This is a genomic window from Nocardioides marmoriginsengisoli, from assembly GCF_003725695.1.
Classification (GTDB): domain Bacteria; phylum Actinomycetota; class Actinomycetes; order Propionibacteriales; family Nocardioidaceae; genus Marmoricola; species Marmoricola marmoriginsengisoli.
In genome coordinates this window covers 164,940-181,104 of the sequence record NZ_RJSE01000001.1, presented here as the reverse complement: position 1 = coordinate 181,104, position 16,165 = coordinate 164,940, and the positions used below count along the sequence as shown (strand labels likewise).

The 16,165-nt window shown below is 70.6% G+C and carries 20 protein-coding genes; 10 read left to right on the top strand and 10 right to left on the bottom strand.

Features of this window, described 5'->3' with window-relative positions:
* Window positions 1–5: 5 nt before the first annotated feature.
* Together EFK50_RS00925 and moeZ are read right to left on the bottom strand one after the other, a co-directional pair.
* Complete coding sequence (locus EFK50_RS00925; protein WP_123225664.1) at window positions 6–860, bottom strand: trypsin-like peptidase domain-containing protein; 855 nt, start codon at window positions 858–860, stop codon at window positions 6–8.
* 103 nt (window positions 861–963) lie between these two features.
* Window positions 964–2,163: an adenylyltransferase/sulfurtransferase MoeZ gene (gene moeZ, locus EFK50_RS00920; protein WP_123225663.1), complete on the bottom strand. Its 1,200-nt coding sequence runs from the start codon at window positions 2,161–2,163 to the stop codon at window positions 964–966.
* A 223-nt stretch (window positions 2,164–2,386) separates the two neighbouring features.
* On the opposite strand from moeZ, the gene EFK50_RS00915 reads away from it, so the two are divergent.
* The 3 genes from EFK50_RS00915 (at window position 2,387) to EFK50_RS00905 (ending at window position 3,736) form a co-directional block, all read left to right on the top strand.
* Window positions 2,387–3,046, top strand: coding sequence for a TetR/AcrR family transcriptional regulator (locus tag EFK50_RS00915; RefSeq protein ID WP_246003970.1), 660 nt, complete (start codon window positions 2,387–2,389; stop codon window positions 3,044–3,046).
* A gap of 60 nt (window positions 3,047–3,106) precedes the next feature.
* The gene (locus tag EFK50_RS00910) at window positions 3,107–3,328 is read left to right on the top strand and encodes a DUF3107 domain-containing protein (protein WP_123225662.1); all 222 of its coding nucleotides are present in this window, start codon (window positions 3,107–3,109) and stop codon (window positions 3,326–3,328) included.
* 93 nt (window positions 3,329–3,421) lie between these two features.
* Window positions 3,422–3,736, top strand: coding sequence for a hypothetical protein (locus tag EFK50_RS00905; RefSeq protein ID WP_123225661.1), 315 nt, complete (start codon window positions 3,422–3,424; stop codon window positions 3,734–3,736).
* A 17-nt stretch (window positions 3,737–3,753) separates the two neighbouring features.
* On the opposite strand, the gene EFK50_RS00900 is transcribed toward EFK50_RS00905, so the two are convergent.
* On the bottom strand, window positions 3,754–4,491 hold the full coding sequence (locus EFK50_RS00900; protein ID WP_123225660.1) for a ferritin-like fold-containing protein: 738 nt from the start codon (window positions 4,489–4,491) through the stop codon (window positions 3,754–3,756).
* A 246-nt stretch (window positions 4,492–4,737) separates the two neighbouring features.
* Here EFK50_RS00900 and EFK50_RS00890 point away from each other — a divergent pair, with 246 nt between their 5' ends.
* Window positions 4,738–6,105 (top strand): DEAD/DEAH box helicase, encoded by a 1,368-nt coding sequence (locus tag EFK50_RS00890; protein ID WP_123225659.1) that lies wholly within the window; start codon window positions 4,738–4,740, stop codon window positions 6,103–6,105.
* An 84-nt stretch (window positions 6,106–6,189) separates the two neighbouring features.
* On the opposite strand, the gene EFK50_RS00885 is transcribed toward EFK50_RS00890, so the two are convergent.
* Entirely contained in the window at window positions 6,190–6,915 is a 726-nt protein-coding gene (locus EFK50_RS00885) for a L,D-transpeptidase (RefSeq protein ID WP_123225658.1), read from the bottom strand.
* 6 nt (window positions 6,916–6,921) lie between these two features.
* Entirely contained in the window at window positions 6,922–7,686 is a 765-nt protein-coding gene (locus EFK50_RS00880; protein ID WP_123225657.1) for a ParA family protein, read from the bottom strand.
* Window positions 7,687–7,748: 62 nt separating this feature from the next.
* On the opposite strand from EFK50_RS00880, the gene EFK50_RS00875 reads away from it, so the two are divergent.
* On the top strand, window positions 7,749–8,522 hold the full coding sequence (locus EFK50_RS00875) for an SDR family NAD(P)-dependent oxidoreductase (protein WP_123225656.1): 774 nt from the start codon (window positions 7,749–7,751) through the stop codon (window positions 8,520–8,522).
* Here the strand turns inward: EFK50_RS00875 and EFK50_RS00870 are convergent, their stop codons facing one another.
* Complete coding sequence (locus EFK50_RS00870; RefSeq protein WP_123225655.1) at window positions 8,523–9,128, bottom strand: MarC family protein; 606 nt, start codon at window positions 9,126–9,128, stop codon at window positions 8,523–8,525.
* Between the two features lie 104 nt (window positions 9,129–9,232).
* On the opposite strand from EFK50_RS00870, the gene EFK50_RS00865 reads away from it, so the two are divergent.
* The gene (locus EFK50_RS00865; RefSeq protein WP_123225654.1) at window positions 9,233–9,724 is read left to right on the top strand and encodes a DUF2231 domain-containing protein; all 492 of its coding nucleotides are present in this window, start codon (window positions 9,233–9,235) and stop codon (window positions 9,722–9,724) included.
* Between the two features lie 4 nt (window positions 9,725–9,728).
* Here EFK50_RS00865 and EFK50_RS00860 read toward each other — a convergent pair whose 3' ends face one another.
* Together EFK50_RS00860 and EFK50_RS00855 are read right to left on the bottom strand one after the other, a co-directional pair.
* A complete protein-coding gene (locus tag EFK50_RS00860) occupies window positions 9,729–10,361 on the bottom strand; it encodes a DUF6758 family protein (RefSeq protein ID WP_123225653.1) in 633 nt (210 codons plus the stop codon).
* A 9-nt stretch (window positions 10,362–10,370) separates the two neighbouring features.
* Complete coding sequence (locus EFK50_RS00855; RefSeq protein WP_123225652.1) at window positions 10,371–10,943, bottom strand: histidine phosphatase family protein; 573 nt, start codon at window positions 10,941–10,943, stop codon at window positions 10,371–10,373.
* A gap of 29 nt (window positions 10,944–10,972) precedes the next feature.
* On the opposite strand from EFK50_RS00855, the gene EFK50_RS00850 reads away from it, so the two are divergent.
* A complete protein-coding gene (locus EFK50_RS00850) occupies window positions 10,973–12,160 on the top strand; it encodes an MFS transporter (RefSeq protein WP_246003969.1) in 1,188 nt (395 codons plus the stop codon).
* Here the strand turns inward: EFK50_RS00850 and EFK50_RS00845 are convergent.
* Together EFK50_RS00845 and EFK50_RS00840 are read right to left on the bottom strand one after the other, a co-directional pair.
* Window positions 12,157–12,687, bottom strand: a complete 531-nt coding sequence (locus EFK50_RS00845) for a MaoC family dehydratase (RefSeq protein ID WP_123225651.1) — start codon at window positions 12,685–12,687, stop codon at window positions 12,157–12,159. The genes EFK50_RS00850 and EFK50_RS00845 overlap by 4 nt on opposite strands.
* 97 nt (window positions 12,688–12,784) lie before the next feature.
* A complete protein-coding gene (locus tag EFK50_RS00840) occupies window positions 12,785–12,967 on the bottom strand; it encodes a DUF5302 domain-containing protein (protein ID WP_123225650.1) in 183 nt (60 codons plus the stop codon).
* 184 nt (window positions 12,968–13,151) lie between these two features.
* Here EFK50_RS00840 and EFK50_RS00835 point away from each other — a divergent pair, with 184 nt between their 5' ends.
* From EFK50_RS00835 to EFK50_RS00825, 3 genes are all read left to right on the top strand, one after another.
* Window positions 13,152–14,240: a PKD domain-containing protein gene (locus EFK50_RS00835; RefSeq protein ID WP_123225649.1), complete on the top strand. Its 1,089-nt coding sequence runs from the start codon at window positions 13,152–13,154 to the stop codon at window positions 14,238–14,240.
* Between the two features lie 114 nt (window positions 14,241–14,354).
* Window positions 14,355–15,923, top strand: coding sequence for a class I SAM-dependent methyltransferase (locus EFK50_RS00830; protein WP_123225648.1), 1,569 nt, complete (start codon window positions 14,355–14,357; stop codon window positions 15,921–15,923).
* Window positions 15,920–16,141 (top strand): DUF6752 domain-containing protein, encoded by a 222-nt coding sequence (locus EFK50_RS00825; RefSeq protein WP_123225647.1) that lies wholly within the window; start codon window positions 15,920–15,922, stop codon window positions 16,139–16,141. Before EFK50_RS00830 ends, EFK50_RS00825 begins: the two co-directional genes overlap by 4 nt.
* Window positions 16,142–16,165 lie beyond the last annotated feature (24 nt).

Below are 16,165 nucleotides of genomic sequence, written 5' to 3'. Positions count from 1 at the left end.
GGGCGCTACCGCTTGAACGGCCGGGTGCCGGGCACCAGGACCAGGCCCTTGATGCCGGCGTACCGCTGCGCCCAGGCCAGCTCGGCGCCGAGGTTGCCCATCGTGTTGGTCACCGGCATCAGCGAGATGCCGATGTTGAGGGTGGAGAGCACCCCGGCGGCCCGGCCCTGGGCGTCGAGGAAGCCGCTGCCGGAGTCTCCGGGGATGCCCGGGTTGCCGGTCCGGATGTGGTAGCCGAGTCCACCGCCGGCCGAGCCGAGGATCTTGCCGGTCTTGGCGACCGCCTTGCCGGTGCGCATCGAGGAGTTGCCGACGGTGTAGATCGCCGATCCGGTCGCGAGCGTTCCCGAGACGATCCTGCTCGGCCCGCCCCAGACCGGCATCGTCGGGTTCACCTTGGCGACGCTGGCCCGGTCGACCCGGACCAGCGCGAAGTCGTTGAGCGCGCAGCGGTTCGCGTCCTTCGTCCGGAGCTTCTGCATGCTCGCCCACGAGGAGTAGGCCAGCCGGCCGGTGCCGACGACCTTGCCCGGCCGGAAGAAGTTGCCGCCGGTCACGAACTGGACCGCCGTGCCCATCGGCAGGCTCGGCGTGGTGCAGCCGTTCACGTCGTCGGACTTGCCCTTGCCGGCGCAGTGCGCGGCGTACCCGACGTAGACGTTCCCGGCGGCGTCCCTGAAGACGAAGTTCGCGGTGCACTGCGCCCCCGCGGTGAGCATCTGCACGCCCGGCTTGATCACCGCCGTCGACTCCGGCGCCCAGGCACGGGCGGCCTGCGTGGAGGCGGCCGGAACCAGGACGACGGCTGCCGTCACCAGCCCGAGCAGGACGGCGAGCAGGCGTTTCGGCAGAGCAGGCATTCAGGAACCCCCGTGACGACGTTGAGGCCCTGAACAACGACAGCGCCCGCCCTCGGTCACGAGGGCGGGCGCGTCAGGCTCGGACGTCGAGCTCGTCGAGACGTCAGTAGGAAGGCTGGCTCGGGTCGATCTGGTTGACCCACGCCACCACGCCACCGCCCACGTGCACGGCGTCGGCGTACCCGGCGCCCTTCACGATCGCGAGGCACTCGGCCGACCGGACACCGCTCTTGCAGTGCAGCACGACCTGCTTGTCGGACGGCAGCTGCTCCAGCGCGGACCCGTTGAGGAAATCACCCTTCGGGATCAGCACCGAGCCCGGGATCGAGTTGATCTCGTACTCGTTCGGCTCGCGGACGTCGACTAGGACGAAGTCCCGGGTGCCCTCCTCACGCTCCTTGAGCATGTGCTCCAGCGTCACCACCGAGATGGTGGCGTCGGCCGCGGCGTCGGCGGCCTCCTCGGAGACGGCGCCGCAGAACGCGTCGTAGTCGATCAGCTCGGTGACGGTCGCGTGCTCACCGCAGAGCGCGCAGTTCGGGTCCTTGCGGACCTTCAGCTTGCGGTACTCCATCTCCAGGGCGTCGTAGATCATCAGCTTCCCGACCAGCGGGTCGCCGATGCCGGTCAGCAGCTTGATCGCCTCGTTGACCTGGATCGAGCCGATGCTCGCGCAGAGCACGCCGAGCACGCCGCCCTCGGCGCAGCTCGGGACCATCCCCGGCGGGGGCGGCTCCGGGTAGAGGCAGCGGTAGCAGGGCGCGTCGTCGACCAGGTTCGGCGCGAACACGCTGGCCTGGCCGTCGAAGCGGTAGATCGAGCCCCAGATGTACGGGATCTTCAGGAAGTACGCCGCGTCGTTGACCATGTAGCGGGTCGCGAAGTTGTCGGTGCCGTCGACGATCAGGTCGTAGCCGCGGAAGACGTCGAAGACGTTGTCGTTGTCGAGGCGCTCCTCGTGCAGGATCACCTCGACGTACGGGTTGATCTCGGCGATCGACTCCTTCGCGGAGAGCCCCTTCGGCTTGTCGATGTCGCTGACGCCGTGGATCACCTGGCGCTGCAGGTTGGACTCGTCGACGGTGTCGAACTCGGCGATGCCGAGGGTGCCGACTCCGGCCGCGGCCAGGTACAGCAGCGCCGGGCTGCCGAGTCCGCCGGCGCCGATCACCAGGACCTTGGCGTTCTTGAGCCGCTTCTGCCCGGTCATGCCCACGTCGGGGATGATCAGGTGGCGGCTGTAACGGCGTACTTCGTCGATGGTCAGCTCAGCGGCCGGCTCGACCAGTGCGGGCAGGGACACGACACTCCTCGGTGCGAATCTTCTGGAACTCGGTACGCCGGTGCAACACCGCCGTAGCCTCCAGTGTTCCCCGCCCCGGCGGGCGGCAGACCCCCGGGTCCGCCATCTGGAACCCCCGGAACCTCCGTCTACCCGGCAGTACGTGAGAGTAGGCTCCCCGCAGACCGGTCTGGACGCTAGTCAGGACCGCCCACCCCTGACCAGAACCGCACGGAGGCTTCGCGTGACCACCCCGGCCACCCGCTCGACCAGCGGCGACCAACCCGCTCGTGGTGCGCGCCTGCCCCGGCGCGCCCGCCGCGCCCAGCTGCTGGAGTCGGCACTGGAGGTCTTCGTCGCCCAGGGCTACCACTCGGCCGCGATGGACGACATCGCCGAGAGCGCCGGCGTCTCCAAGCCGGTGCTCTACCAGCACTTCCCGGGCAAGCTCGACCTCTACCTGGCGCTCCTCGACCAGGCCGTCGAGAAGGTGATCGCCGGCACCCGCGAGGCACTGGAGTCGACCGAGGACAACAAGCAGCGGGTCGCGGCCACGATGACCGCGTTCTACACCTACGTGGCCAGCGAGCAGGGCGAGTTCCGGCTGGTCTTCGAGTCCGACCTGACCAACGAGCCTGCCGTCCGGGAGCGGATCGACCGGGTCACCCTGGAGTGCGCCGAGCTGATCGCGCACGTCATCCACGACGACACCGGCCTCCCCGACGAGGCCTCCCGGCTGCTCGCCGTGGCACTGGTGGGAATGGGCCAGGTCAGCGCGCGGTTCTGGCTGGAGAGCCGTTTGCAGGGCAATGACACGATGGAGCAGGCGGACGCCGCGAGCCTGGTCGCCGGACTCGCGTGGCGCGGGATCCGCGGATACCCGCGGACCGACGAACCCGGCTGAGACCGCGTCCGCCCGAACCACCGCACCACCCACACCGGAACAACACAGGAGGTCCTCCGCATGGAGGTCAAGATCGGCGTGACCCACGCCAACCGCGAGCTCGTCGTCGACACCGACCTGGACGCGGCCGCGGTCGAGGATCAGGTCCGCGGCGCGCTCACCGACGGTGGCGTGCTGAGCCTGACCGACGCGAAGGGCCGCCGGATCGTCGTCCCCGCCGAGAAGATCGCCTACATCGAGATCTCGACCAGCACCGCCGGACAGGTCGGCTTCCGCTCCTGATCGGCCGCCGGCTACGCCCTCTCGGGGTCGTTTAGCGGCATAGTGAGTCCCAGCGGCGGTTCAGGCCGTCGCACGACACGAAGGGAACTCATCATGTTCTGGACGATCGTGGGCTCAATCATCGGTGGTGTCATCATCGGTCTTCTCGGCAAATTCGTGGCACCGGGCAACCGGGACAGCATCCCGCTGTGGCTGACCGTGCTCTGCGGCATCGGCGGCATCTTCCTGGGCAGCTACCTCTACTTCGCGATCTTCGACGTCGCCGACAACGTCAAGAACAACGCGGACTACGACTGGCTGAACACCAGCAAGGGCGTCGACTGGTGGCGGCACGTCTGGCAGATCGGCGCCGCTGCGGTCCTGGTCGTGGTCGCGGCCACTGCGACCGGGCGCGCCAAGAAGGCCTGAGCGAGCGGGGCTGGTCTCTAGGAGGCCAGCCCCAGCTCCGCCATCCGGTTGGCGTGGTTCTCGGTGAGCCGGTTGAACATCCTGCCGAGCGCGACCAGGTCCAGGCCGGGCCGGTCGACCCCGCCGGCCAGCAGCGCCGCCAGGGAGTCCCGCTCGGCCACCACGCGCTGCGCCTGGGAGAGCGCCTCCCCCATCAGCCGGCGCCCCCACAGGGCCAGCGGCCCGGCGACCCGGCCGTCGGCCGCGATCGCCTCCCGGACCCGCTCGACCACGAAGCTCGCGTGCCCCGAGTCGGCGAGCGAGGTGACGATCAGGTTGCGGGTGTCCGCGTCTAGGAACGCGGCCACCTCCCGGTAGAAGTCCGAGGCCAGCCCGTCGCCGACGTACGCCTTGGCCAGCCCTTCGAGCCAGTTGCTCGGGGCGGTCTTCGCGTGGAACGCGTCGAACGGCTTCACGAACGGCGCCATCGCCTCCATCGGCTCCGACCCCAGGTCGGCGATCCGGGCGATCAGCGGCTCGACGTGGTTGAACTGGATCGTCGCCATCTTCCCCAGCGCCAGCTTGTCGGCGAGCGTCGGCGACAGCTTGGCGTCCTCGGCGAGCCGCTCGAACGCCGAGATCTCGCCGTACGCGATCGCGCCGAGGAGGTCCACCACGGCCGCTCGGTAGCCGGAGTCCTGGAAGGCCACGGGGACGTCGGTCGCGGGCCCAGAAGTCGGTCCAGAAGTCGACTCAGAAGCGGGGATTTCGGTCATGAGGGCAGGGTACCGATAGACTGTGGACGGCAGACGGCCCCCGTCAGCGCCCGGACACGACCGGGGAATACACCTGGACGACACCGCTCAGGCGAACGGGGAGGCAGCCGCGCCTTCGACCCCTCGAGAAATTCGAGCACACAGAACGGCAAGATCCTGACTACCTTCCGAGAGCTCGGGGTACTCCCCGAGATTTGCGACGCGCTTGAGCGCGGCGGCATCACCACTCCCTTCGCCATCCAGGAGATGACCCTGTCGGTCGCCCTGATGGGGACCGACCTGATCGGCCAGGCCCGCACCGGAACCGGCAAGACGCTGGCCTTCGGCATCCCGGTGCTGCAGCGCTCCGTCGCGCCGCACGACCCGGACTACGACGAGCTGGTCGCCCCGGGCAAGCCCCAGGCCCTGATCGTCGCCCCGACCCGCGAGCTCGCGCTCCAGGTCTCCAGCGACCTGCAGCTGGCCGGTGCGGACCGCGGCATCCGCGTGCTCACCGTGTACGGCGGCGTCCCCTACGAGCCGCAGCTCGAGGCGCTCGAGACCGGCGTCGAGGTGGTCGTCGGAACGCCGGGCCGCCTGATCGACCTGATGAACCGCCGGGCGCTGGACATCTCGCACGTCAAGAGCCTGGTGCTCGACGAGGCGGACGAGATGCTCGACCTCGGCTTCCTCCCCGACGTGGAGCGGCTGCTCGCCAAGACGCCGGAGACCCGGCAGACGATGCTGTTCTCGGCGACGATGCCGTCCGCGATCGTCTCGCTGGCCCGCACCCACATGCGGCACCCGATGAACATCCGGGCCGAGTCGTCGTACGACAACCAGACGGTGCCGGCCACGGCCCAGTTCATCTACCAGGCCCACGACCTCGACAAGCCCGAGATGATCGGCCGGATGCTGCAGGCCGAGGGCTCCGGGCTGACGATCGTCTTCACCCGCACCAAGCGCCAGTCGCAGCGGGTCGCCGACGACCTGACCGAGCGCGGCTTCGACGCCAGCCCGCTGCACGGCGACATGGCCCAGGCCGCCCGCGAGAAGGCGCTGGCCAAGTTCCGCGAGGGCAAGCTCCGGGTCCTGGTCGCGACCGACGTCGCCGCCCGCGGCATCGACGTCACCGGCGTCACCCACGTCATCAACTACACCTGCCCCGAGGACGAGAAGACCTACGTCCACCGGATCGGCCGGACCGGCCGGGCCGGCGCCACCGGGGTCGCGGTGACCTTCGTCGACTGGGCGGACCTGCACCGCTGGAAGATGATCAACAAGGCGCTCGACCTGCCGTTCGAGGACCCGCCGGAGACCTACTCGAGCTCCGAGCACTTCTTCCACGACATGGGCATCGTGCCCGGCACCAAGGGCCGCGTCATTCCCGAGGGTCAGATCGTGATCCCGCGCCAGCCGCGCAAGGACGACCGTGGCGGCCGTGACGGTGGTCGCGGACGTGACGGTGGCAGCCGTGGCGGCGGGCGCTCCCGTGGCGAGGGCCGCGGCGAGCGCACCGAGGCCGGATCGTCCGCCCCGGCGGCCGACGGCGACGCTGCCTCCCGCCCGCGGCGCAACCGCAACCGGCGCCGCACCCGCGGTGGTGGCGGGTCGTCCGCGGCTGCCGCCGAGTAGCAGCACCGCAGTGGCGAGCGGGGCGTAGCCGGCCAACCAGGCGCCGCGCCTGCGCGGGCGTCCCCGCACGCCGCGCCCGGTGACCTACGCCAGGACCACCACGTCGGTGCCGTCCTGCGCGAAGCCCCACATCCGTACGGCGTCACTCAGCTTCTGCCGGATGCAGCCGTGCGACTGCGGCGTGCCCAGCTGCTTCTCGGTCTGCAGCGCCTTGCCGTCCTTGGTCGGGATGCTGTGGAAGCCGATCGCGGCGTTGTCGCCCCGGGTGAAGCGGACGAAGTACTGCATCACCCCGGAGTCGTCGATGCCGACGGCCCAGCGCGACCGCGAGTACACGTCGTACTTGCCGGGCTTCAGGTTGTTCGTGAGGCTGCCGGAGACCAGGTACGTCGAGATCGTGGCGCCCTTCGCATCGACCAGCCAGACCCGCTGGCCGCTCATCGAGAACACCACCCGGCGGCCGGACCCGGAGCCGGCGGGCAGCGCCGTGCCGGAGGTCCGCGCCGAGGAGTCCGACGGCGGCTGCTCGCTGGTCGTGGTCGTCTTCGGGGCGGCCGGCGTCGGGGTCGAGGACGGCGTCGACTTCGGGGTCACCGGGTCGGAGCCGGTGGGCGGGTCGGCCTTGAGGTCAGCGGTCGCCGAGGTCGGCGTCTGGTCGCCCTCGAGCGCCGATCCGGCCCCGCCGAGCGGGATCACGTCGAGCCCGCCGAGCAGCGCGACAACCGTCACCGTCAGCGAGACCACCGCCGCGGCGATCCGACCGACCCGGGGGCGTACCCGCGGCGGAGGCTCGAGGCGGTGCTTGCTCACGGCCGATCAGCCTCGCTCGACCAGGTTCTTGGCGACCGCGCGGTAGGCCTCGGCGCCCTTGGTGGAGCGCGCCGTGGTGAGGATCGAGCGGCCGGCGGCCGGGGCCTCGGCGAACCGGATCGACTTCGGGATCGGCGGCTCGATGACGGCCAGGTCGTAAGTCTCGGAGATGGTGTCCAGGACCGCGCGCGCGTGGGTGGTGCGGCCGTCGTACAGGGTGGGCAGGACGCCCCAGACCTCGAGCTCGCGGTTGGTGAACCGGCGGACGTCGTGGACGGTGTCGAGCAGCTGCCCCACGCCCCGGTGCGAGAGCGTCTCGCACTGCAACGGGATCAGGACGCCGGTCGCCGCGGTCAGCGCGGCGACGGTGAGGACGCCTAGCGACGGCGGGCAGTCCAGCAGGACCCAGTCGTACTCGCCGTCGAGGTCCTCGACCATCGAGCGGATCACGTACTCGCGGCCGGTCCGGGTGAGCAGGTCGGCCTCCGCCCGGGCGAGCTCGATCGTCGCCGGGACCAGGTCGACGCCGTCCTCGGTGGTGGCCATCACCTCGGTGACCGGCAGCCCCTTGGTCAGCACGTGGTGGATCGAGAGGTCCAGGTCCTCCGGATCGATGCCGAGGCTGAACGTCAGGCACGCCTGCGGATCCAGGTCGACGAGCAGCACCCGCTGACCCAGCTCGGCGAACGCGGTGCCGAGGGAGGCAACAGTGGTCGTCTTGGCGACGCCACCCTTCTGGTTGGCGACGGCGATCACGCGGGTCGTGGACATCACGGACCATCATGCCAGCCGCCCCTTGTGTCCGTTGACCACTGCCGGGAATGCTGTGGCGCATGTCGCCCTCGAATTCTCGTACCGCCCTGATCACCGGAGCCACCGCCGGCATCGGCCTGGAGCTCGCCCGCCAGCTGGCCGCGCGCGGCACCGACATCGTGCTGGTCGCCCGCAACGAGGAGCGGCTCGGCGAGGTCGCTCTCCAGCTCACCCAGGAGTTCGGTGTCCGGACCGAGGTGATTGCTGCCGATTTGACCGACCGGGCGGCGCTGGAGGTCGTGGAGGAGCGGCTGGCCGACGCGTACCGGCCGGTCGACCTGCTGGTCAACAACGCCGGGTTCGGCCTCAAGGGCCGCTTCCTGGACAACACCGTCGAGCAGGAGCAAGCGCACCTCGACGTCCTGGTGGTCGCGCCGATGCGGCTGACGCACGCCGCCCTCGGGCCGATGGTGGAGCGCGGCAGCGGCCAGATCGTCAACGTCTCCTCGGTCGCCGGCTACCTCCCCCGCGGGACGTACTCCGCCGCCAAGGCCTACGTCACCCGGTTCAGCGAGTGGGCGCACAACGAGTACAAGCCGCAGGGGGTGCACGTGATGGCGCTCTGCCCCGGGTTCGTCCGCACCGAGTTCCACGAGCGGATGGAGGTCGGCCGCGACTCCGCCCCGGACTTCCTGTGGTTGGACGCCGAGGAGTTCGTGCGCGCCGCCCTCGCCGACCTGGACGCCGGCAAGGCGATCAGCGTCCCGACCCTGCGCTACAAGGCGATCGTCACCGGGGCGAAGTACGTGCCGGGCGGGTTGCTGCAGCGGTTCCAGAGCATGGGACGTAGGTAGCTACCCCTCGCCCGCGATGAACGCCCGCACTGCGTTCGCCACCATCTGCACCGCGATCGCGGAGAGCAGCAGACCGGCGATCCGCGTCACCAGCATCACGCCGCTCTCCCGGATCAACCGCAGGATCGGCAGCGAGAACCGCATCGCCAGCCAGATCGTCAGGTGCACGCCGATCACGCCGAGCGCCACCGCCGAGAACTGCCCCCACCCGTCGACCTGCTTGCTGAACACCATCGTCGCCACGATCGCGCCCGGTCCGGCGAGCAGCGGCGTGCCCAGCGGCACCAGCGCGACGTTGGTCTCGCCGCTCGCCACCTGCTCGGACTCCTTGCCGGTGAGCAGCTCCAGGGCGACCAGGAGCAGCAGCAGACCGCCGGCGCACTGCAGCGCCGGCAGCGAGATGTGCAGGTAGCCGAGGATCTGCTGGCCGAAGAACGCGAACGCGCTGATCACGCCGAACGAGACCGTGACCGCCTGCCAGGCGAGCCGCCGGGCAACCTGCGGCGACCGGCCGCCGGTGAGCGAGAGGAAGATCGGGATGGTGCCGACCGGATCCATGATCACGAAAAGTGTCACGAAGACGCTCGTGAACAGGGCCAATTCCATGCCCTGAGGGTAGAGCCGCCGAGGCATCCCTGACGAACCGCGAGCCGGAGGACCGACAGCGCCGGGTGCTCGGCTTTTCAGGCTCCGTGAGTCAGGCTGGGACCATGTTCGACACCATCACCGGGATCCCGCTGCACCCGCTCGTCGTGCACGGCGTCGTCGTCCTGCTCCCGCTCACGGTGCTCGGCACCCTGGCGATCGCGCTCCGGCCGGCCTGGCGCCGGACCTACGGGCCGCTGGTGGTCGGTATCGGCGTGGTCGCCACCGCGCTGGTCCCGGTCGCGACCCAGAGCGGCAAGAAGTTCGAGAAGACCCTCCAGCTCGATGTCGGCAAGCACCAGCAGCTCGGCGACCAGCTGATCTGGTTCGCGCTGCCGCTGCTGGCCCTGCTGATCGCCCTGGTCGTCCTCGACCGCCGGGAGGCCGCGCCGGCCTCGGAGAGCGGCAGCTCGACGCCCTCCACCGCGATCAAGGTGGTCGCCGCGCTGGCGATCGTCGCCTCGCTCGCGACCGCCTACCAGGTGTTCCGGGTCGGCGACTCCGGTGCGCGCAAGGTCTGGTGCGGCGGCGTCTACGACTGCAAGCCGGTGCAGTAGCCCGTCACCAGCTCGGCCGGGCACCGCCGAACGGCATCTCCAGCGCCTCCGGGCCGAACCCGGTGACGTCGGCCAGCAGCCAGTCGTCGCGGAGCAGCAGCGCCGCCGAGGCCGGCCGGATCACCAGCCACAACCACCGGCCGTCCGCCTCACCGGCGAAGACCGACTTGGCCAGCAGGTCGTCCTCGATCGACGGGTCGACGGCCCACATCGGCACCGCCCGCCCGCCGGCCCGGACGTGGATCGCGTGCGGTCCCAGCCCGATCTGCTCGCCCGGGTCGTCGTACGCGGTCCCGGCGCATCGCGCCCCCAGCCCCACTCCGGGGTCCTCGGAGATCACGGTGACCTCCACCGGTCCGTCGAGGTCGCTGGTGCCGACCGTGGTGGTCACCGTCGCGTAGGTCCGGTCGCCGCCCTCGACGCAGCCGAAGTCGGCGATCGACCAGCCCGGGCTCATCGGCCACGGCAGGTACGTCGGCAGGTCGGCGGAGCGGCCGACCAGCTCGGCGAAGGTCTCGTAGTCGGCCGTGTCCGGACGCCACAGCGGGTGGATGGTGCCGTGCACCGGGCAGGTCCAGGCGTCGTCGGCCTCGACGATGGCGGACGTGCAGCGGGGACAGGAAGCCACGAGTGACACGGCTGAAGCCTAGGCGTTCCAGCGCGCCACGACCGGCGACTCCCGCTCGTACCCGAGGACCGAGACCGTCGCGGTGTCGAGCCGGAAGAGCCGCCCCTCCGTCACCGGCTGGTCCAGCCAGCGGCAAGCGAGCGCGCGGGAGGCGTGTCCGTGGCCGAAGACCAGCACCCGGCCGCCGCGGGCCCGTACGTCGGCCACCACCCGGTCCAGCCGCGCCGTCACCCGGGCCGCGTCCTCCCCGCCCGGGCAGGGATGGCTCCACACCGTCCAGCCGGGCACGCTCTCCCGGATCTGCGCCGTGGTGATGCCCTCGTAGTCGCCGTAGTCCCACTCGACCAGGTCCGCGGAGACGACCGCGTCCGCGAACCCCGCCAGCTCCGCCGTACGACGGGCCCGTTGCCGCGGGCTGGTCAGCACCAGGTCGAACGCCGTCCCGGAGAGCCTGGCCGCCAGCCCGCGGGCCGACTCCTCGCCGGCCGCGGTCAGCGGGACGTCGGTCGTCGAGGTGTGCCGGCCGCTCGCGCTCCACTCGGTCTCGCCGTGCCGGACGACCCAGAGCTCACCGGCTGCATTCGCACTCATGGCCCCGAGCCTTCTGCGATCCTGGCTCGGTGACAAGTCCCCACTTCTCGGACACCCCCGCGACGATCGGCCCCGAGCTCCGCCGCGCCCGGCTCGCGGTGGCGGCCGCGTTCGCGACCCAGGGCATGGTGTTCATCAACCTGACCACCCGGTTGCCCGACTTCACCGACAAGTGGGACCTCTCCGACAACGAGCTCACCCTGCTGCTGCTGATGATGGTGCTGCTCGCCGGCGCCGGTTCGGTCCTGGCCGAGACGCTGGCCAGGACCCGGGACTCGGCGACGCTGCTGCGCACCGGTCTGGCGCTGATCACGCTCGCCGTACCGGTGATGTCGCTGGCGCCGGAGTTCGGGTTCTTCGCGGCGTCGATGGCCGTGTACGGCGTCGCCCTCGGGATGGTCGATGCCACCACCAACATGCAGGGCGTCGCCCTGGAGCACCGGTACGGGCGGCCGATCCTGCCGTCCTTCCACGGCGCATGGACGGTCGGCGGGCTGCTCGGCGCGGGCGTCACCCTCGCCACCTCGCACCTGGCGATCGGGGCCGGGGCGGTGCTCGCGGTGGTGCCGCTGATCGTCCTGACCCGCCCGTTCCTGCGCCGGGTCGGCGACCCCGCCGCCGACGCGCCGAAGCTGGAGATCCCGTGGCGGCCGATCCTGCTGGTGGGGCTGGGGATGGTGCTCTTCTACATGGTCGACACGGCCGCGTTCACCTGGGGGCCGCTGTACCTGGAGCACGTCTTCGACGACACCCCGTCCGGGCTCTTCGCCCTGGCGGTCGTCCCGTACCTGATCTCCAGCGGCGGGATGCGCCTGGCCGGCGACAACCTGGTGGGGCGGTACGGCGAGGTCGTCATCCTCCGCATCGGCGGTGTGGTCGCTGCGCTCGCGCTGGCGATCGTGGTGTTCGCGCCGACCTGGCCGGTGGCCGTGCTCGGCTTCCTGATCCTCGGCAGCGGCGTCGGCGTGATCGCCCCGCTGAGCTTCTCCGCCGCCGCCCGGATCGCCGGCGGGGTCGACGAGGACCCGGTGACCCGGCAGGCCCGCGTCGATGCGGTGATCGCCCGGTTCAACCAGTTCAACTACCTCGGCGCCCTGCTCGGCTCCGTGCTCACCGGTGCCGTCGGCAACAACGACCTGAGGATCGGGTTCGCGGTGCCGATGGTGCTGATCCTCGGCATCCTGCCGCTGGCCCGAGCCTTCGCGCGGGGGCGCTAGGCGCTCGGACCCGCCCAGTTCTTGTCCGGGACCGGAACCGGGCGACCCGGCTGCTCGCCGCCGCGCGACTCCAGGTAGCTGTTCTTCGGCACCATCACCTTGCGGCGGAAGACGCAGACGATCTTCCCGTCCTGGTTGTAGCCGATGGTCTCGACGTAGACGACGCCGCGGTCGTCCTTCGACTTCGACTCGGTCTTCTCCAGCACGGTGGTCTCGCCGTACAGGGTGTCGCCGTGGAAGGTCGGCGCGACGTGGCGCAGCGACTCGACCTCGAGGTTCGCGATCGCCTTGCCGGAGATGTCCGCGACGGACATGCCGAGCAGGATCGAGTACACGTAGTTGCCGACCACGACGTTCTTGCCGAACTGCGTCGTCTTCTCGGCGTAGTTGACGTCCAGGTGCAGCGGGTGATGGTTCATCGTGAGCAGGCAGAACAGGTGGTCGTCGTACTCGGTGACCGTCTTGCCGGGCCAGTGCTTGTAGGTCGCACCGACCTCGAACTCCTCGTAGCTACGACCGAACTGCATGGCTCACTCTTTCGTCAGGGGCGGCTCCCCGTTCCGGGGGCCGTCCCATCGTGCCGAAAGCGGGCCGTTCAGGCGAGCCCGGCAGGCGTGGCATTCCTCACGACCCGCCACCCCCGGCCTTGCGGCGATGCATCTTCGGAGCGCCGCCGACCACCTCGGAGCCGTGCGCCTTCTCCTTGCCCGGGGCGTCCTTCGGGACCCCGCGGTCGTTCGCCTTCTTGCGGTCGAGCGCCTCGCGCATCTTCGCCTTGAGGTCGTCGTTCGAATTCTGCTCAGCCATGGGGTACGTCCTCCGTCGTCGACTTCGGTGACCACCATGTCATCCGGCCCGCGGCCCGTCGAGGAGGTTTCCGGCTCCCTTCGGGTCCGAATATCGGTATTCGCGTGACAGCCACCCCCGGATCGGGTCTGATCAATGAGCGCCCGCACGCCCTGCGGGCCCGAACACCCCCTCGGAGGTACCCGTGAAGTTCCGCCCGTACGCCGCGACCGTCGCCGCCTTTGCGACCGCCGCGATCAGCCTGACGGTGATCGCGCCGGCTCAGGCCGCCCCGACCGATCCGGTCACCAACCTGGCCGTCTCGCAGAGCCAGGTCGGCCAGGAGTGGGTTGTCAACGCATCCTGGACCGCGAACGACACGGCGACCACCTACAAGGTGCTCATCACCGACGACGAGGCAGCCACCTCCGTCGTCAAGAGCAAGGACTTCGCCGCGAACGCGGGTGCCCCCGCTACCGCCGACCTCGCTACCGCCGACCTCGTCTCCGGTGGCGAGTACTGGCTCGCGGTGCGCGCGAAGAGCGGCGAAACCCTCGGCGCAGTGGAGTCCGTGCCGTTCACCGCGATCACCCTCGACAGCACCGGCCCGACCGGCACCTACACGGTGAACCGGACGTCGGCCTTCATGACGATCGACTTCGACGCGCAGAGCTTCGACGAGATCGAGGCGGCGGCCTTCACCGTCACCCAGACCAGCCTGTCGGACAACACCCCGGGCGGTTCCATCACCCGGACCATCCAGGCCGGCGACGGCTCGCCCCCGACCACCTGGACCAAGCCCACCTACAAGCTGAAGTACCACCGGCCCGGCACCTTCACCCCGAAGGTGCGCCTGACCGACCAGTTCGGCAACGTCACGACCGTCAACCTGCCGGCGCTGACGGTGAAGCGCGACGTGACGAACCCCCGGGTCCGGATCACCACCCCGGCCAACCCGACCAAGGTCGCCTCCTGGCGCCGGATCAAGGGCACCGCCACCGATGCCGAGACCGGAGTCAGCGGCGCGATGGCCTTCGTCGTCCAGAAGCGCGGCGGCGTCTGGTACGCCTACGACTTCCACAAGCGGAAGTGGCTCAAGGGCTACTCCGGCCTCACCAAGACCCTCCGCAAGAGCAAGGCCCGCCCGGCCAGCATGCGGGTGAACGCGGCCGGCGCCTGGCAGACCCCGGCGATCAGGGGCCTGCGCAAGGGCAAGCTGCACGTCGAGGCCGCTGCTTTCGACAACGGCTTCAACCTCGGCGAAGCGCCGAAGGTCAACCGCACCCTGCGCTGACCGCACGCTCCGGCCCGGACCACGTCGTACGACGGGTCCGGGCCGGCTGCGTTCCCGCACCCGTCCGCGCCGGTAGGGTGGCCTGTCAGGCAGACGACAGCCGGAAGGGGCACAGTGGGCGTTCACATCGACAGCCGGGGCATCCGCCTGACCGGCTCCCTCGACGGCATCGCCGACGTCCCGCTCGACCTGAAGTTCGGCGGCCACCGGATCTGGTCCTTCACCCCGGAACGGGACGGCCACCGCCTCGGTCCGGCGATCCTCGTCACCTGGCCGAAGCCGATCGCGTCCCGGCTCGACGGGATCGCCCAGGTCGAGCTGGTCCCGCACAACGGCGGCAGCGTCGTCTTCGAGGGTGCGGTCAAGTTCGGCCGCTCCGGCGACCCGCTGGTCCTGGTCGACGACCTCGGCAACCCGCTGTCGCTGGACAAGGGCGGCCGGCTCCAGCGCACCTTCGAGGACTACGCCGGCGACGCCCGGGCCGAGCTGATCTCGGCGGCGAAGCGGGTCCTCGTCGACCTGCGCGACGCGTGCGGCCTGGACGCCTACCTCTGCTACGGCGGCCTGCTCGGCGCGGCCCGGTCCGGGGCGATGATCGGCCACGACTCGGACCTCGACCTGGCCTTCCTGAGCGCCTACACGCACCCGTTCGACATCATCCAGGAGTCCCGCAGGGCCGAGAAGACGATGGCCCGGCTCGGCTGGCAGGTGATCCGGATGTCCTCGGCGAACTTCAAGATCTGGGTGCCGCTGCCCAGCGGCAAGCGCGCCGGCGTCGACGTCTTCGGGTCCTTCCACATCGGCGACACCTTCAACATCACCGGCTCGCTGACCGGGACGCTGGACCGGGACGCGATCCTGCCGTTCGGCGAGATCGACCTCGAAGGCGTCAGCTTCCCGGCCCCGGCCGACGTACCCCGCTTCCTCGAGTTCACCTACGGACCCGGCTGGAAGGTCCCCGACCCGGCCTTCCACTTCGGCCACCCGCCGGCGAACGTACGCCGGATGTCGCACTGGTTCCGCGGCACCCGGAGCCGGCTGCCGCACTGGCAGGAGTTCTACAAGGGCCCCCACCGCGAGGTCCCCTCCGAGCCGTCGCTGTTCGCCCGCTGGGCCGCCGAGCGGATGGAGCCGAAGGACCGGATCATCGAGCTCGGCTCCGGCACCGGCCGGGACGCGATCTGGTTCACCCAGGAGGGTCACGGGACCGTCGGGTCGGACTACTGCGGCTCCGCCCGGACGGCGGCCAAGCAGGCCACCGCGAAGGCCGGCCTGAAAATCCGGTACCGACCGATCAACCCGGAGTCGCTGCACTCGGTGCTGACCACCGCCACCAAGTTCGCCCACGACCCGCACCCCCGGCACATCTACGCGCGCGGCCTGATCGACGCGCTGGCACCCTCCGGCCGGATCGGCCTGTGGCGGTTCTGCGCGATCGCCGGGCGCCGCGGCGGGCTGACCTTCCTGGAGTTCCGCACCGACGCCGAGCGGGGCGCGCGCAAGCACTTCGGCAAGCACGCCCGCACCTTCGCCCGTCCGGCGGCGATCGTCGCCGAGATCGAGCGGCACGGGGGCCGGGTCGTCGAGCAGACGACCGGTCGCGGCCTGGCGCCGCTCGGCAAGGAGAACCCGGTCATCTGTCGTCTCGTCGTGAGCTGGACCAAGGAAGGAGTGGGTCGGTGAAGAACCCGCTGAGCAGGGACAACCGGATCGCCAAGCTGGAGGCGCGGGTCACCGAGCTGATGGGGGCGGTCGAGGAGAACCGCCGCCTCAACGAGCGCCTCTCCGACGTCCTCGACGTGATGACCGAGCTGCTGGTGCCGGCGGTCGACCGCGACGACGAACGGCTGAAGGCGGCGCTGGACGCGCTCGGAAAAGGCAAGCAGCGCGCCACCGACTAGGTCGGTGACGCGCTGCCCGTCAAG

Bases quoted from the DNA above. Each gene is read 5' to 3' on its own strand.
- EFK50_RS00900 (WP_123225660.1), bottom strand. From the start codon at position 4,491: ATGACCGAAATCCCCGCTTCTGAGTCGACTTCTGGACCGACTTCTGGG.
- EFK50_RS00865 (WP_123225654.1), top strand. From the start codon at position 9,233: ATGTTCGACACCATCACCGGGATCCCGCTGCACCCGCTCGTCGTGCAC.
- EFK50_RS00840 (WP_123225650.1), bottom strand. From the start codon at position 12,967: ATGGCTGAGCAGAATTCGAACGACGACCTCAAGGCGAAGATGCGCGAG.
- EFK50_RS00880 (WP_123225657.1), bottom strand. From the start codon at position 7,686: ATGTCCACGACCCGCGTGATCGCCGTCGCCAACCAGAAGGGTGGCGTC.
- EFK50_RS00890 (WP_123225659.1), top strand. From the start codon at position 4,738: ATGACCCTGTCGGTCGCCCTGATGGGGACCGACCTGATCGGCCAGGCC.
- EFK50_RS00845 (WP_123225651.1), bottom strand. From the start codon at position 12,687: ATGCAGTTCGGTCGTAGCTACGAGGAGTTCGAGGTCGGTGCGACCTAC.
- EFK50_RS00905 (WP_123225661.1), top strand. From the start codon at position 3,422: ATGTTCTGGACGATCGTGGGCTCAATCATCGGTGGTGTCATCATCGGT.
- EFK50_RS00910 (WP_123225662.1), top strand. From the start codon at position 3,107: ATGGAGGTCAAGATCGGCGTGACCCACGCCAACCGCGAGCTCGTCGTC.
- EFK50_RS00925 (WP_123225664.1), bottom strand. From the start codon at position 860: ATGCCTGCTCTGCCGAAACGCCTGCTCGCCGTCCTGCTCGGGCTGGTG.
- EFK50_RS00855 (WP_123225652.1), bottom strand. From the start codon at position 10,943: ATGAGTGCGAATGCAGCCGGTGAGCTCTGGGTCGTCCGGCACGGCGAG.
- EFK50_RS00870 (WP_123225655.1), bottom strand. From the start codon at position 9,128: ATGGAATTGGCCCTGTTCACGAGCGTCTTCGTGACACTTTTCGTGATC.
- EFK50_RS00875 (WP_123225656.1), top strand. From the start codon at position 7,749: ATGTCGCCCTCGAATTCTCGTACCGCCCTGATCACCGGAGCCACCGCC.